The organism is Streptomyces sp. NPDC019443 (assembly GCF_044389785.1).
GTDB lineage: Bacteria > Actinomycetota > Actinomycetes > Streptomycetales > Streptomycetaceae > Streptomyces.
Genome location: NZ_JBIRYJ010000011.1, coordinates 180,218 through 195,835, shown reverse-complemented (window position 1 = coordinate 195,835; position 15,618 = coordinate 180,218). Strand labels below are relative to the sequence as shown.

Annotated in this window: 11 protein-coding genes and 3 pseudogenes; 10 read left to right on the top strand and 4 right to left on the bottom strand. The window is 67.6% G+C overall.

Translation table 11 applies throughout. The features are described 5' to 3' along the window. Positions 1–129: 129 nt before the first annotated feature. A complete protein-coding gene (locus tag ACH492_RS29320; protein WP_398990776.1) occupies positions 130–960 on the bottom strand; it encodes an oxidoreductase in 831 nt (276 codons plus the stop codon). A 102-nt stretch (positions 961–1,062) separates the two neighbouring features. On the opposite strand from ACH492_RS29320, the gene ACH492_RS29315 reads away from it, so the two are divergent. Then, positions 1,063–2,049 (top strand): ATP-binding protein, encoded by a 987-nt coding sequence (locus ACH492_RS29315; protein ID WP_398990774.1) that lies wholly within the window; start codon positions 1,063–1,065, stop codon positions 2,047–2,049. Between the two features lie 30 nt (positions 2,050–2,079). Here ACH492_RS29315 and ACH492_RS29310 read toward each other — a convergent pair whose 3' ends face one another. Then, on the bottom strand, positions 2,080–3,345 hold the full coding sequence (locus ACH492_RS29310) for a hypothetical protein (protein ID WP_398990772.1): 1,266 nt from the start codon (positions 3,343–3,345) through the stop codon (positions 2,080–2,082). Between the two features lie 286 nt (positions 3,346–3,631). On the opposite strand from ACH492_RS29310, the gene ACH492_RS29305 reads away from it, so the two are divergent. The 3 genes from ACH492_RS29305 (at position 3,632) to nhaA (ending at position 9,875) form a co-directional block, all read left to right on the top strand. Beyond that, entirely contained in the window at positions 3,632–6,103 is a 2,472-nt protein-coding gene (locus ACH492_RS29305; protein ID WP_398990770.1) for a bifunctional SulP family inorganic anion transporter/carbonic anhydrase, read from the top strand. Between the two features lie 203 nt (positions 6,104–6,306). Then, complete coding sequence (gene acs, locus ACH492_RS29300) at positions 6,307–8,262, top strand: acetate--CoA ligase (protein ID WP_398990768.1); 1,956 nt, start codon at positions 6,307–6,309, stop codon at positions 8,260–8,262. 215 nt (positions 8,263–8,477) lie between these two features. Further along, positions 8,478–9,875, top strand: a complete 1,398-nt coding sequence (gene nhaA / locus ACH492_RS29295; protein ID WP_398990766.1) for a Na+/H+ antiporter NhaA — start codon at positions 8,478–8,480, stop codon at positions 9,873–9,875. Positions 9,876–10,179: 304 nt separating this feature from the next. On the opposite strand, the gene ACH492_RS29290 is transcribed toward nhaA, so the two are convergent. Both ACH492_RS29290 and ACH492_RS29285 read right to left on the bottom strand, forming a co-directional pair. Then, the gene (locus ACH492_RS29290; RefSeq protein WP_398990764.1) at positions 10,180–10,413 is read right to left on the bottom strand and encodes a hypothetical protein; all 234 of its coding nucleotides are present in this window, start codon (positions 10,411–10,413) and stop codon (positions 10,180–10,182) included. Between the two features lie 64 nt (positions 10,414–10,477). Next, a pseudogene (locus tag ACH492_RS29285) lies at positions 10,478–10,600 on the bottom strand (integrase); the annotation flags it as partial. A gap of 5 nt (positions 10,601–10,605) precedes the next feature. Between ACH492_RS29285 and ACH492_RS29280 the strand changes: the two are divergent. The 6 genes and pseudogenes from ACH492_RS29280 to ACH492_RS29255 form a co-directional block, all read left to right on the top strand. Beyond that, a pseudogene (locus tag ACH492_RS29280) lies at positions 10,606–10,953 on the top strand (UTRA domain-containing protein); the annotation flags it as partial. Beyond that, a pseudogene (locus ACH492_RS29275) lies at positions 10,950–11,618 on the top strand (YdcF family protein). The pseudogenes ACH492_RS29280 and ACH492_RS29275, both read left to right, overlap by 4 nt. 836 nt (positions 11,619–12,454) lie before the next feature. Next, a complete protein-coding gene (locus tag ACH492_RS29270; RefSeq protein WP_398990762.1) occupies positions 12,455–12,697 on the top strand; it encodes a hypothetical protein in 243 nt (80 codons plus the stop codon). Further along, positions 12,697–13,509, top strand: coding sequence for a Crp/Fnr family transcriptional regulator (locus ACH492_RS29265; RefSeq protein ID WP_398990760.1), 813 nt, complete (start codon positions 12,697–12,699; stop codon positions 13,507–13,509). Before ACH492_RS29270 ends, ACH492_RS29265 begins: the two co-directional genes overlap by 1 nt. A 442-nt stretch (positions 13,510–13,951) precedes the next feature. Beyond that, positions 13,952–14,239 (top strand): hypothetical protein, encoded by a 288-nt coding sequence (locus tag ACH492_RS29260; protein WP_398990758.1) that lies wholly within the window; start codon positions 13,952–13,954, stop codon positions 14,237–14,239. Between the two features lie 876 nt (positions 14,240–15,115). After that, positions 15,116–15,565, top strand: a complete 450-nt coding sequence (locus ACH492_RS29255) for a phage holin family protein (protein WP_398990756.1) — start codon at positions 15,116–15,118, stop codon at positions 15,563–15,565. Positions 15,566–15,618 lie beyond the last annotated feature (53 nt).

The following is a 15,618-nucleotide window of genomic DNA, read 5'->3' as shown; positions in this document are numbered from 1 at the left end:
TGATGGGCAACATTCGAGGACGCATGGTAACTCGGTGGACGTGCCAGCGGCGGTACCAATTCTGGTACCGCCGCAACCCTGTTCAGGGGCTTCTCCGGGGTTAGTCAAGCGGTAGTTCTACGGGGAGATTCAGGCGGCCCCGCGCTGCAGCGCCTCGCACACCGCCGTCGACTCCCTGACCCCCAGCTCTACCGCGCGCCCGCAGTGCGCGATCCAGGCGGCCATGCCCTCCGGCGTACCCGTCAGATACCCCTCGAAGGCCGCGACGTACGCGGCCCGGCCCTGCTCCGCGTGCCCGACCTCTGCCGGGCAGATCGACTTCGGGTCCAGCCCGCTGCCGATCAGCACGATGCGCTCGGCCGCACGGGCGACGAGCCCGTTGTACGAGCCGAAGGGGCGCAGCGCCAGCAGCTCGCCGTGGACCACGGCCGCGGTCACCAGGGCCGGTGCGGAGCTGCCCGCGATGATCAGTCCGGCCAGGCCGTCCAGCCGGCCGGTCACTTCACTCGCGTCCGGCAGCGGCGCCTCGATCAGCGGCTCGTCGACCGTCTCCCCCGCGAGACGTGGCCGGCCCACCGTGTCGTCGTCGCCCGCGCCGCTCGCCGCGACCAGATGCAGCCGGGCCAGTACCCGTAGCGGCGACTGCCGCCATATGGAAAGGAGTTGACCGGCTTCGGCGGTCAACCGCAGCGCGGCCCCGACCGTGCGCGCCTCGGATTCGACTCCGAAGTCGGTGCGCCTGCGGACCTCTTCCAGCGCCCAGTCCGCCCCGGACAGCGCGGCGGAACCACGCGCTCCGCGCAGCGCCGCCTCCGAGGTGACCTCGTTGCTGCGACGGCGCATGACCCGATGGCCGTAGACGCGGTCGACGGCCTTGCGTACGGAGTCCACAGAGTCGGCGACGCCCGGCAGGGAGCCGAGTGTGGCTAGGGGGTCGACCGACGAGGCATTCGTACTCATAGGTAGCGAGGCTACGCGCCCCCGCCGCACGTCCCACCTTGGAGTGGTCTTCCTCACTCAGCTCGATTGCGTCACGCGATCGACCCACTACCCTTTGTGAACATGAAGATCGCTTTCGTAGGGAAGGGCGGCAGCGGAAAGACGACGCTGTCCTCGCTCTTCATCCGCCACCTGGCCGCCAATGAAGCCCCCGTCGTCGCGGTGGACGCCGACATCAACCAGCATTTGGGGGCCGCGCTCGGTCTCGACGAGACGGAGGCCGCCGCACTGCCCGCGATGGGCGCGCATCTGCCGCTGATCAAGGACTATCTGCGGGGAACGAACCCCCGGATCGCCTCAGCCGAAACGATGATCAAGACCACGCCACCCGGCACAGGTTCGCGTCTGCTGCGTGTGTGTGAGGACAACCCGGTCTACGAGGCCTGCGCCCGCACCGTCCGGCTGGACGACGGGGACATCCGGCTGATGGCAACCGGTCCCTTCACCGAGTCGGATCTCGGGGTGTCCTGCTACCACTCCAAGGTCGGCGCGGTGGAGCTCTGTCTCAACCACCTGGTCGACGGCCCCGAGGAGTATGTGGTCGTGGATATGACGGCCGGGTCGGACTCCTTCGCGTCCGGGATGTTCACCCGCTTCGACATGACCTTCCTGGTGGCTGAACCGACCCGCAAGGGCGTGTCCGTGTACCGCCAGTACAAGGAGTACGCCAGGGACTTCGGCATCGCGCTGAAGGTCATCGGCAACAAGGTGCAGGGCCAGGACGACGTGGACTTCCTGCGCGAGGAGCTGGGGGACGACCTGCTCGTCACTGTCGGGCACTCCGACTGGGTGCGGGGGATGGAGAAGGGCCGGCCGGCGCGCTTCGAGCTCCTGGAGGCCGAGAACCGGATGTCGCTGCAGACCCTGCAGAACGCCGCGGAGGACTCGTACGCCCACCGCGACTGGGAGCGCTATACACGCCAGATGGTGCACTTCCACCTGAAGAACGCGGAGAGTTGGGGCAACGCGAAGACGGGCGCCGACCTTGCCGCGCAGGTCGACCCCACCTTCGTGCTGGGCGAGCATTCGGCAGTTCCGCAGCCCAGCTGAGGAAACGGCTCGGGAGGCGGATGTCGGTCGTCAGTCCTGCTGGACCTGCTTGACCGCGGGCGAGACTGCCGAGTTCGCCGGCTGGGCGGCGAGGAACGTCGCCCAGCCGCCCTTCGGGGCCTCGCCGACTCCGAGCGTGCGCATCTTCTCCAGGACCTGTGGGTCCTGGACGTCCAGCCAGTCGGCGAGTTGACGGAAGGACACGCACCTCACGTCGCGCTTCACACAGACCGTGGCGATCGTCTCCTCGATGGCCCGCATGTACGTGCCGCCGTTCCAGGATTCGAAGTGGTTGCCGATGATCAGCGGGGCCCGGTTGCCCTGGTACGCACGGTCGAAGGCCTGCACCAGGCCGTCGCGCATCTGGTCGCCCCAGTACTCGTACTGGGAGGGGTCACCCTTGGACGTGCCCGACTGGTTGACCATGAAGTTGTAGTCCATGGCGAGCGTCTCGAAGGCGCGGCCGGGCACCGGCACCATCTGCAGTGACAGGTCCCACAGGCCCAGTTCCTTCTTGGGCCAGACCTGGTCGTTGATACCGCTGGTGTCGTAGCGGAAGCCCAGTTCGCTCGCGGCGCGCACAAAGTTCGCGCGGCCCTCCAGGCAGGGGGTGCGGGCGCCGATGAGTTCCTTCTCGTAGTCGAAGGGCAGCGGCTGTTCGGTCTGCAGTTCCGCGTTCGTCCTCCAGTTCTTCACAAAGGACTTGGCCTGGCTGATCTCGCTCTTCCACTCGGGGACGGACCAGTTGCCGACCCCGCCGTCCTCGCCGCAGAAGTGGCCGTTGAAGTGGGTGCCCACCTCGCTGCCCTCCTGCCAGGCGCCGCGCAGCTCACGCACGGTGTCCTTGATGCCCTGGGTGTCATTGAAGCCGATGTCGGAGCGCCCGGGAGAGTGCTGGGGCGGGTCGTAGAGGCTCGCCTTCTCCTCGGGGAGCAGATAGACCCCGCTGAGGAAGTAGGTCATCGTCGCGTCGTACCTCTTGGCGACGTTGCGGAAGTGGGAGAAGAGCTTCTGGCTGTCCTCGCTGGCCCCGTCCCAGGAGAAGACCACGAACTGCGGGGGCTGCTGACCGGGCTTCAGGCGCACCGGCTTGAGCAGCCCCGGCTGGACTCCGGTGAACGCGGTGGATCCGTCGCCGATGAGACGTACCGCGCTCTCGGGAGCCGCGGCGCCCTTCGGTCCGGGGGCGCCCTTCGTTGCCGCGCGATGGTCGTCCGATCCGGAGCAGCCGGCGAGTCCTGCGATCAGCGCCGTGGCGACTGCGCCGACGGCGATCCTCCTCGTGGCGGCATTCATTAGCCCACCCTCTTTCTATGCATATATGCCTGTACGACGCATTACGTACGGCGCCGACAAGCTCGCATCGAGGTGGTGAGGGGGGAGGTGCGACGAGCCGCATTCAAATCACTAATCACCAGTACGGGTGAAAGAGTGCCCCATTTGCCCCGATAATCCCGCCTCGGTCTTTACTCTGCATTACTATCCATTTACCGAGAGTTGAGAATCCCGCCGCTGCACGCCGTGACCCACGGCCGCGTCCCCCACATTCCGCGACCGCGCTGCCCCGGAGGAGACGGGAACCATGTCTGCCTGCGTCCCCACTCGCACCGACGACCCATCTCGCAAGACCCGCAAATCCCGAAAGTCCCGAAAGAACGGCAAGCCCCGAAAGAACGACAAGCCCCAAAAGAACCGCAAGCCCGGCACGCCGCAGAAGGACGGCACCGCCGGCACGTCACGCGAGGTCCGCCCGTCCCGCACTTTTCTCCCCTCGCGCTTCCAGCGCCCGCACAGCCCGCCATCGCCCGGCGGCCGCCGCCGCTTCCGCGTCGCGGGCGGCGACCTGTCCGCCTCGATCTCCGTCTTCCTGATCGCGCTGCCGCTCTCCCTCGGCATCGCACTGGCCACCGGCGCACCACTCCAGGCCGGGCTGGTGGCCGCCGCCGTCGGCGGCATCGTCGCCGGGCGGCTCGGCGGGTCACCGCTGCAGGTCAGCGGTCCCGCGGCCGGGCTCACCGTCGTCACCGCCGATCTGATCCAGCAGTACGGCTGGCGCACCACCTGCGCCATCACCGTCCTCGCCGGACTCGCCCAGCTAGGGCTGGCCGCCCTGCGGGTGGCCCGCTCGGCTCTCGCCGTCAGCCCGGCGATCGTGCACGGCATGCTGGCCGGCATCGGCGTCACTATCGCCCTCGCACAACTCCATATCGTGCTCGGCGGCACCCCGCAGAGCTCCGCCGTCGACAACGTCCGTGCTCTGCCCGCCCAGTTGGCCGAGCTCCACCCGGCCGCGCTCTCGGCCAGCGTCCTGACCATTGCCGTACTGCTGCTGTGGCCACGGATTCCCGGGCGCGCGGGTCAGCTCGTACGGAAGATCCCGGCCGCCCTCGCCGCGGTGGCGGGTGCGACCACCTTCGCCGCGGTTGCCGGGCTGAGCCTGCCGCGCGTCGACCTGCCGTCCTGGAGCAACCACGCCCTGCCCCAGCTGCCGGAAGGGCCGATGCTCGGCGTCCTCGCCGCCGTCCTCACCATCACCCTGGTCGGCAGCGTGGAGTCACTCCTGTCGGCGGTCGCCGTCGACAAGCTGGTGGCTGCCCGCAAGGAGCCGGACGTTCGCATTCCGCGCGCCCGGCTCGACCGGGAGCTGGCCGGGCAGGGGGCGGCGAATGTCGTCTCCGGCGCGCTGGGCGGGCTGCCCATTACCGGGGTCGCCGTCCGCAGCACCGCCAATGTGTCCGCGGGCGGGGTGAGCCGTAACGCCACGATGCTGCACGGGCTGTGGATCGCGGTCGCCGCGCTGCTGCTGGTACCCGTGCTCGATCTGATCCCGCTGGCCGCCCTGGCCGCGCTGGTGATGGTCGTGGGCATCCAGATGGTCAGCATCACGCATCTGCGCAGCGTGAAGCGGAACCGGGAGATGCTGGTGTACGCGATGACGCTGGCCGCCGTCGTCGTCACCGGCGTACTCGAAGGCGTGGTGATCGGGGTCGCGGTGGCGGTCGCGGTCGCGCTGCACCGGCTGACCAGGACACGGATCACCGCGGACGAGCAGGAGGGGATCCACCGGGTGCGGGTGCGCGGCCAGTTGACCTTCCTTGCCGTGCCGCGGCTGAGCCGGACGCTGGGGCAGGTGCCCCATGGAACCGACTGTGTCGTGGAGTTGGACGGTTCCTTCATGGACCACGCCGCGTACGAGGCGCTGCACGACTGGCAGACCTCGCATGTCGCGCAGGGCGGGACGGTGGAGTTCACCGGCCGGTCCGGGGGCCGGATAAGCGAGCCCGCCACGGAGACGCACTGCTCCTGCCGCCCCTGGACGCCCTGGCGCAACCACCACTGCGACGCGAGCCCCCGGAACGCCACCACGCATCAACTGGCCAGCGGGCTCAGCACCTTCCAGCGCAATACGGCCCCACTGGTGCGCGAGGAGCTGGCCCGGCTGGCACGGGAAGGACAGCGGCCCTCCCAGCTCTTCCTCACCTGCGCCGACTCCCGCCTGGTCACCAGCATGATCACGGCCAGCGGTCCGGGCGATCTGTTCACCGTACGAAACGTAGGAAATCTCGTGCCGCCACCCGGCGCGGAGAGCAGCGACGACTCGGTGGCGGCCGCGATCGAGTACGCCGTCGATGTGCTGGAGGTGGACTCGATCACCATCTGTGGACACTCCGGCTGCGGCGCGATGCAAGCCCTGCTGAGCACTCCGCCCGGAGGCACCCAGACTCCGCTGTGGCGGTGGCTGCGGCACGGAATGCCGAGCCTGGAGCGGATGCGGAGCCGGCACCGTTCCTGGGCCAGGATCTCCGGCCGGATGCCCAGCGACGCGGTGGAGCAGCTGTGCCTGACCAATGTGGTGCAGCAGCTGGAACATCTGCGCGCCCATGAGGCGGTGGCGAGGCGGCTCGCCGAGGGCACGCTGGCGCTGCACGGCATGTACTTCCATGTCGGCGAGGCCCAGGCGTATCTGCTCGCGAGCAGCGACGAGCACGAGATCGACGAGGTCTTCGACCGGGTCGCTCCCGCACCTTCGGCGCTGGAGAAGTCGCGAGCCTGAACCGCTCACCGGTCCTGTCCGTGAGAACGTATGGCCCCTCTTTCCCACCGCCCGGGGAGGAGGGGCCACTCATAGCTTCACCCCGGGATTCACCCACAGGTCTAAACCAATTTCCGGAAGGCTCTTGTCACCCGGCCATCTGGCTGATGAGCTATGGCCTGGGACACATAGGCACATAGGACGCCCTGGGAAAGGGAGATGTCGTGAGCAACGAAAGCCTGGCCAACCTGCTCAAGGAAGAGCGGCGGTTCGCGCCGCCGGCCGAGCTGGCCGCGAACGCCAACGTGACGGCGGAGGCGTACGAGCAGGCCGAGGTAGACAGGCTTGGCTTCTGGGCCGAGCAGGCGAGGCGGCTCACCTGGGCCACCGAGCCGACCGAGACCCTCGACTGGACCAACCCGCCCTTCGCGAAGTGGTTCGCGGACGGCAAGCTGAACGTCGCGTACAACTGCGTGGACCGCCATGTCGAAGCGGGCAACGGCGACCGCGTCGCCATCCACTTCGAGGGCGAGCCTGGCGACAGCCGCACCATCACCTACGCCGAGCTCAAGGACGAGGTCTCCCGGGCGGCCAACGCCCTGACCGAGCTGGGAGTTGTGAAGGGCGACCGGGTCGCCGTCTACCTCCCGATGATCCCCGAGGCCGTCGTGGCGATGCTGGCCTGCGCCCGTATCGGCGCCGCGCACTCGGTCGTCTTCGGCGGCTTCTCCGCCGACGCGCTCGCCACCCGTATCGAGGACGCCGACGCCAAGGTCGTCATCACCGCCGACGGCGGCTACCGGCGCGGCAAGCCCGCCGCGCTCAAGCCCGCCGTGGACGACGCCATCGACCGCGTCGACCGCATCCGGCATGTGCTGGTGGTGCGCCGCACCGGCCAGGACGTGGCGTGGACCGAGGACCGCGATGTGTGGTGGCACGACATCGTCACCCGCCAGTCCGCCGAGCACACCCCGGAGCCCTTCGAGGCGGAGCACCCGCTCTTCATCCTCTACACCTCCGGCACCACGGGTAAGCCGAAGGGCATCCTGCACACCTCCGGCGGCTATCTCACCCAGGTGGCCTACACCCACCATGCCGTCTTCGACCTCAAGCCGGAGTCGGATGTCTACTGGTGCACCGCCGACATCGGCTGGGTGACCGGCCACTCGTACATCGTGTACGGGCCGCTTGCCAACGGCGCGACGCAGGTCATGTACGAAGGCACGCCCGACACCCCGCACCAGGGCCGCTTCTGGGAGATCGTGCAGAAGTACGGCGTCACGATCCTCTACACGGCGCCGACCGCGATCCGTACGTTCATGAAGTGGGGAGATGACATCCCCGCCAAGTTCGATCTGAGCAGCCTGCGCGTCCTGGGGTCGGTCGGTGAGCCGATCAACCCGGAGGCCTGGATCTGGTACCGGGAGCACATCGGCGCCGGCAAGACGCCGATCGTGGACACCTGGTGGCAGACCGAGACCGGCGCGATGATGATCTCGCCGCTGCCGGGCGTCACCGAGACCAAGCCCGGTTCCGCGCAGCGCGCGCTGCCCGGCATCTCGGCGACCGTCGTCGACGACGAGGCGAACGAGGTTCCGAACGGGGGCGGCGGCTATCTCGTCCTCACCGAGCCGTGGCCGTCGATGCTGCGCACCATCTGGGGCGACGACCAGCGCTTCCTCGACACGTACTGGTCACGCTTCGAGGGCAAGTACTTCGCGGGCGACGGCGCCAAGAAGGACGACGACGGCGACATCTGGCTACTCGGCCGTGTCGACGACGTGATGCTGGTCTCCGGCCACAACATCTCGACGACCGAGGTGGAGTCGGCGCTGGTCTCGCATCCGAAGGTCGCCGAGGCGGCCGTCGTGGGCGCGACGGACGAGACGACCGGCCAGGCGATCGTGGCCTTCGTGATCCTGCGCGGTACGGCGAGCGAGGACGAGAACCTCGTGAACGACCTGCGTAGTCACGTGGGCGCGACACTCGGCCCGATCGCGAAGCCGAAGCGGATCCTGCCGGTGGCGGAGCTGCCCAAGACCCGTTCCGGCAAGATCATGCGCCGGCTGCTGCGCGATGTGGCGGAGAACCGCCAGCTGGGCGATGTCACCACGCTCACCGACTCGTCCGTGATGGACCTGATCCAGTCGAGGCTGCCCACCGCCGCCAGCGAGGACTGACCAGGGAAGAGCCACTGAGAACAGCACTGAAGGGCACCCGGCGAAGCCGCGCCGGGTGCCCTTTATGCACCTAAAGTGACACTCACCGGATACGCCCCTTTCGCGCTTGGGTAAGCTAACGAATGCGTCAACGACGCGACAAGAGAACCTAGGTGCGCCGGGAAGTCTGGTCGGCATGTGCTCTGTCCTGCCCACCCGACCGGAGGTCCCCCGACGTGGCCGCGCCGACCCCCACCGACCGTAAGTTTCTCGGGCGTCTGTCCCTGCCCGAGCGGACGTTCGTGGCGGACGCGCTGCGTGCAGAGACCGTCGGCGGCGTACTCCTCCTCGCCGCCGCGATCGCCGCTCTGATCTGGGCGAACACACCGCTGGGCGACAGCTACGAATCCGTACGTGACTTCCACATAGGCCCCTCCGCCCTCGGCCTGGACCTCTCGATCCAGCACTGGGCCGCCGACGGACTGCTCGCCGTCTTCTTCTTCGTCGCCGGCATCGAGCTCAAGCGTGAGCTGGTGGCCGGCGACCTGCGCGACCCCAAGGACGCCGCCCTCCCCGTGATCGCCGCGATCTGCGGCATGGCGGTGCCCGCGCTCGTCTACGTCCTGGTCGCCACCACCGGCGGCGGATCCGCCGCCGGCTGGGCCGTCCCGACCGCCACCGACATCGCCTTTGCCCTCGCCGTCCTCGCCGTCATCGGCACCTCGCTGCCGTCCGCGCTGCGGGCGTTCCTGCTGACCCTTGCCGTCGTCGACGACCTGTTCGCGATCCTGATCATCGCGGTCTTCTTCACCGGCGACCTGGACTTCGCGGCGCTGGGCGGGGCCGCGATCGGCCTCGGCGTCTTCTGGCTGCTGCTGCGCAAGAGCGTCCGCGGCTGGTACGTGTACGTGCCGCTCGCCCTGGTCATCTGGGGGCTGATGTACAACAGCGGCGTGCACGCCACCATCGCCGGTGTCGCGATGGGCCTGATGCTGCGCTGCACCAAGCACAAGGGCGAGAAGCAGTCCCCCGGGGAGCACATCGAGCACCTCGTACGGCCGCTGTCGGCGGGACTCGCCGTACCGCTCTTCGCGCTCTTCTCCGCGGGTGTCTCGGTCTCCGGCAACTCGCTCACCGACGTCTTCTCCAGGCCCGAGACCCTCGGTGTCGTTCTCGGTCTGGTGGTCGGCAAGACCGTCGGGGTCTTCGGCGGCACCTGGCTCGCGGCGCGCTTCACCCGCGCCGAGCTCAATGACGATTTGGCCTGGCCGGACGTCTTCGCCGTCGCCTCGCTCGCCGGCATCGGCTTCACCGTCTCGCTGCTCATCGGCGAACTGGCCTTCTCCGGCGACCCGGTGCTGACCGACGAGGTCAAGGCCGCGGTCCTGATGGGCTCGCTGATCGCCGCCGTACTCGCCGGAATCCTGCTCAAGCTGCGGGACCGCAAGTACCGCGCGCTCACCGATGAGGAGGAGCGCGACGACGACCAGGACGGCATCCCCGATATTTACGAGCAGGACAAACCGGAGTACCACCTGCGGATGGCCGCGATCTACGAGGAGAAGGCCGCTGAGCACCGGCGCATGGCCGAACTTGCGGGGGCGTCGCACGACGGCGGCGACAGTCCGGCATGATCTGACGGCATCCGACCATGAAAAAGCCCCCTACCAGTGGATTTCCCACCAGTAGGGGGCTCGGTCATGCCCCTGGGCCGTGTCGGGGCCGTCGTTCGCCTCGGTGGTCGTCCGATAGGGCCCGGGACTTTTGTCTCTGACCCCAGGGTCCCCACTGGTCAGTGGCCCGGCATCCCATAACGCTGGACTCCGACGGACCGACTCGCCGGTTACTTGTCCCCTGTCCGAGGTAGGGGTCCGGGTCCGTGTTGCGAAAGCGGGCGCTATCGGGGACATGACCCAGATACGCCGGAAACCCACCCGCTCAGGGGACCCACTTGTACTTGCCTCCGCCGACCCATCTCACGACCGCGGGATCGTCGAGGTCGAGATGGGTCAGCCCCGCCTGGTGCGTCAGCCTGATCACATCCAGCATGTCGTAGGCAGGCCCGGCCACCTCCCCGTTGATCTGCACCACCCGGTACGGCGGGTCGCCCGGCACGACGCCAAGGACGACGACGGGGGCGGGGTGGAACCCCTCTTGAACATCGTTGGTCATGCCTACAGCGTGTGGCAGGGGCGCGACGCGCACATGTCGAGCGGACCAGTGGGTGGGGACACCGCTACTTTGCCCTTGGGTCAGAGACAGGAGTCCCGGGCCGATAGACGCTGTCCACGGCCTTCCGGGTGCGTCCCTCGCTGCTGGGCATCAGGTGCGTATACGTCCTCAGCGTGAACCCCGGGTCGCCCGCACACTCTGACCAGCTACTACCGCCCTCAGCACGTCGAGGGCACGCGCATCGTCGACCCGGCACCGGGTCCGGCCGGACGCGGCGGTAGCTTTCGCGTTCCGTACGACGCGGGTTACGAGATCGACCACATGAAGGAACAGCTCTTCGCCCGCGTCCCCACGGCAGAGGAGGCGAAGCTCCTTCAGCTGCCCCCGGGAGAATGGGTCGTCGAGCTGCACCGCGCCACGTTCACCGCTGACGGCACGGTGGTTGAGTTCGCCATCGGACTTCACGCGGCCTCACGCTTCGCATGGGAGTACGACTTCAAGGTGCCCGACTCGGCGCAGGACCAGGAGGCGGGGGAGTGATCTCGGAGCAGGCGTGGGCGGATGCGCAACTTCTCTGGGACTACCACCAGATGCACCACGAGCTGCAACCGTGCTCGGTCGCGATCGGTCTCGGCAGCCACGACCTCGGCGTCGCCGACACCACGGTGAACCTCTACAAGCGAGGCTTGGTGCCCCTCATCGTCCTTACGGGGGCTACGAGCCGCACGACGCAGGACCGCATGCCGCGCGGCGAGGCGGTCCGCTACCGCGAGCGCGCGTTGGAGCTGGGCGTTCCCGGCGACGCGGTGCTGGTCGAGCCGCGCGCCCGCAACACGGGCGAGAACATCCGCTTCTCCCGGGCGGTCCTGGAAACTGCCGATGTCGAAGTCTCGTCCGTGCTGCTGATCAGCAAGCCGTACGAGGAACGGCGCGCGTACGCCACGGCGCGCAAACTGTGGCCTGAGGCTGAGATCGTGAGCGCGTCCACGCCAATGACCCTGGAGGAGTACGTGGACTCCATCCAGGATGCGCGCCTGGTAATCGACATGCTTGTCGGTGCGCTACAGAGGCTGTTGATCTAACCCGAGCAGGGTTTCATGATCAGTCAGACGGTGCCCGTCGAGGTTGCAACGGCGTACGACAGGTTGTGCCGTGCGGGCTTCACGAGTCGACTCGTGCCGGACGACGCAGACGCGACTCGTTGAGCATCGCCTCCGCCTCCTCGTCCGGCCCACCTCGGACAGCAGAGCGCCAAGCGGCCCCTGCGGAGGACGTCCCGCGCGCCCGTATGCAGGATGTCGGCTTGGTGCGGCCTTCAGGCAGGGCACGACTGTTCCTGACTCGCCCGCATGCTCGCTTGCGGGGGTCGCCGTCTGCGGGATTGTGGTCCGCCCGAAGACGGAGTCGCCCACTCAATTCTGGGTGACGGCTGGTCAAGAAGGCCTTAGGGCAAGGGAGTCGCTCCATGTGACGCATGTCTCGCGGAGTGATCTCGCTGCGGATTTCGTACCGCTCGACTCCCGGAGACCGGTCGGTGGACTCATGTGAGCACCCAGGCCCGGCACTTCACCCCATAAATGAGGAGAGTGGCGAGGCTCCTGATTTGACAGGAACATCACCACTCTGCGTGATGTCACGAACATCGTGAGTAACCCCGTGGGGCTGGTGGTTTCTGAGGTGTCGGGCGGCCCCTGGGGTACCACCCCCCGGGGCCGCTGCCCGACAGCTGCTGTTGGACCGGGCATGGCTCAACGTCAGCACGGATAATGTAACGGCGCCCCCCCGAGGCTCATTCCTCAAATTTCGGGAGTTACCGAATAGTAGCCATCGAAGTCCTGTCCTCTGGGGGTTTCCCCCATGGATCCGCGACTCGCGCGCGACTGTGCCGCTTTGTCGACTGGCCGAACCTGAGGGCTCCGCACCGTGGGATATCGTCTTTGGCTAATGGCGGACCGCGAACTTTCTTCGGACTACCAATCCGGATCGTGATCTTCCTTCAGCAGCAGGACCGGGCATAGCTAAAGAACGAGGTCGATAAAGAATGTCAGCATTCCTGATCGCCGTCGTCATGATCTTCGCGATCATGGCGGCGACGATCGCCTTCACCGTCAAGGTGCTGTCCTCGACCCCCGCGCGTATCGCGGTGGTGATGACGGCGATGACGGGCATGATCGTGGGCTTCCCCGCGATCATCAACGCCCTTGAGCCGCAGACCCCGCCGACTCCGCCGCCTGCCGATGTCCGCCCGGCGCAGCCGGGAACGGCAGGGGTGGTGGGTCAGTAGTGGCCTTCTGGAAGCCGGACGAGCCCATACAGATCGGCTCCTCCTTCTACAACGTGGACATAGCCACCGGACGGATCGACCGGGAGGAGACTCCCAGCCGTCTGGGCACGGTCTTCGACCGCAACCCCTTCCTGCGCAAGCTCTCCAAGGAGGCCCGCCACAGCTTCCTGGAGGACGCACCCATCTCCCGAGCGCACCGCCGCGGGGATGAACTGCGCGGAGTAGGCATAGGGACAGCGGTGCATGTCGTGCTGAGCGGATGTGTGCTGGAGCGGACCCAGTTCGGCCCCTCCTCCACCGCGCGCTTCCTGGGCGCCGGCGCGGTACTCGGATGCTCTGAGATCTTCGATGAGCGCGCTCCGCTGCCGACGGCGACCTGCCTCAACAAGACGTGGACGCTCGCCGTCCCGATCGAGAGGATGCGGGCGATGGCCGAGAGCAACCCCGGCTTGATGAAGGCGATCGGGAGCTCGGTCACTGACCGAATAGAGGCGACGGAGCGCATCTACAACCGCCATGCGCTGAAGCCCGAGCAGCGCCTGTGCGGCCTGCTGGGGCACCTGCTGATGCACTGCGCGGTCCCGGGGCGGAGCTACGACTTCATGGTCAAGGGCCCGTCGCAGACCGATCTTGCTGACGCGCTCTCGCTCAGCATCGGCTCAGTGGAAGCGGCGGTGAAGTCGCTGCGCAAAAGAGAGATCGTGGTGACCGGCTACCGGTCGTACGAGTTCCCGTCGGTCCGCAGACTGCTGGAGACCAGCGAGCTCCAGTTCCCGCAGGGCAGCCTCGCCCGGACCCTGGCGTCGCTGTAACGAAAGCGGAATACCTGTCTCCGAAGGCACCTGTCGCTGTCAATATCCGCGGCGGGTGCCTTTTCGGTTTCTAGAATTGGTCTACACAATTTGCCGCCACGGGAATTGTGGCAAGTCCAGCCCGCATATTCCAGGGGGCGTATTTACCCCTCTGCTCCTCTTATCCCTTTCTGAGTTATTTTGACAACTCTCCCACGATGGCCCGCCCGGCGGCGAGCTCTTGGCGACCGGCCAGGCGCGCGCGGCGGGGAACTGGTTCCGGAGTTGTCCCGTGTCGCCCAACGTTGAGTGCGTGCCAGTGAATGTTGAGCGATAGGGCGCGTCGCCCCCGACCCGCAAGCGTCATGGCGAAGTGCGACGCCGACTAACCCTTGCATGCACAGAGTGTCGGATCAGATACGTTAAGTAATGCCCGCCTCTGTCGGAAATGGAAGGCGCCCTGATGATCCGGATCCGCACCGCACTGACCACCCTCACGACGGCCATGCTGCTCGCCGTGCCCACGACCCCCGCCGTAGCGGCCGAGAACGTCGAGAGAGCGGCCGGCTGCGCCGTCCTCGCAGGCTACGGCGACGGCTGGGCAGAGATCGCCAACAAATGTGCTCACGAGATCAACGCCACCGTCGAGGTGGATGGCTTCGACCCGGACTGCACCCGGATCCCCGGCTACGGCGTCGGCGTCGTCTCCCTCGAGTCCGGTGACGTGCCGTATTACGCCTACGAATGCTGAGGAGACATTCCCCTTGCGGCGCCCTCGATACACGCAGCACCGCGATTCCCGACGGCAGTCACAGCGCCAGCGCACGGGGTGTCCCGCTTGTCGTGCTCGGCCGTCGCCCCTGATCCCGAGCATCCCGAGTCACACAGGAGTAGCCGCAGGTGTGTCGCCGAGAGCGCGGGAGCCTGCGCGAAAAATCGAACACATGACACCCACGAGCCCCCCGCGGATGTGGCGTCTCACGATGGTTGACCATTCCGATCGATAGTTGGCCAGCGACCCGCAGGAAACCACTTGACCTGTTATGCCCCCGGATCGGCGTCCGGCGGCGGTGAGGCACTCGAAGGCGGTCCAGCGATCATCGCTTGCACCAGAGTGGTCCGGATCTGTGCCCGCCGCTCCTCTCCTAAATCGGCGTCAGCGATCAGCCGCTCCGCCGCGAGGTATCGAGAGAATTCCAGCGGCTGGTCGAAGTAGGCACGCAGGTGCCCTGCTGCCGCCTCCTGTGATCGGACGAAGGTACGGCTCACGTACCCCCGCGAGGGCTGCCGAAGCCACGCCGAGTCCCTTGTGTCTACCGTTTCAGTCGTTCCAGTGGGGCCCGGTCCCATCGCCCTGCGCCGCTAGCCAGCCATCGCTCGACGTCCTTGAGCTCTCGCTCGCAAGTGTCCTGTGAACAGAGAAGCTTCACCGATGGCCGGCGAAGCTCGCGCTCGGGCCGTCTGTGGGCCGTCGGAGGACCGCCGACAGCAACCAACAACGACCGACGTCCACCACCCGGCAGCACGTCACGAGCAGGCAGCGCCACAAGACCCCTGGCGGCGCAGAATGCCCGACAGTCCGGCATGATCTGACGACGGATCCGTTGATGAGGAGAGGGAGTCAGCGATGAGCGACCCCGGCAACAGCGCTGCGAAGGCTGTCGGCGCCGAACGCAGTCTCGGCCAGCTGGTTGCCTCGGCGACCGCCGAGATGTCCGCGCTCGTGCACGACGAGATCGCCCTGGCCAAGGCGGAGCTGCGGCAGGACGTCAAGCGCGGCGCGATCGGCGGACTGGCCATCACCATCGCGGGAGTGTTCGCGCTCTTCTCGCTGCCGGTTCTGAGCTTCGCGGCGGCGTACGGGATTCACAACCTGGGGCTCGGTCTCGCCTGGTCGTTCCTGATCGTGGGCGTGGCATTCCTGCTGCTTGCGGGGCTGCTGGCGCTGCTCGCCATCGCCAAGTTCAAGAAGGTCAAGCCGCCGGAGAGGTCCATCGCTTCGGCCAAGCAGACAGCGGCCGTACTGCAGGGCGTCAAGCCGCACCCCCGGACGGCGCAGGACAAGGTCCCGGTCTGAGGCCCACGGTCGTGGAGCCGGTGAGCACCGGCGCAGCGGGCCTCGGGGGCGGC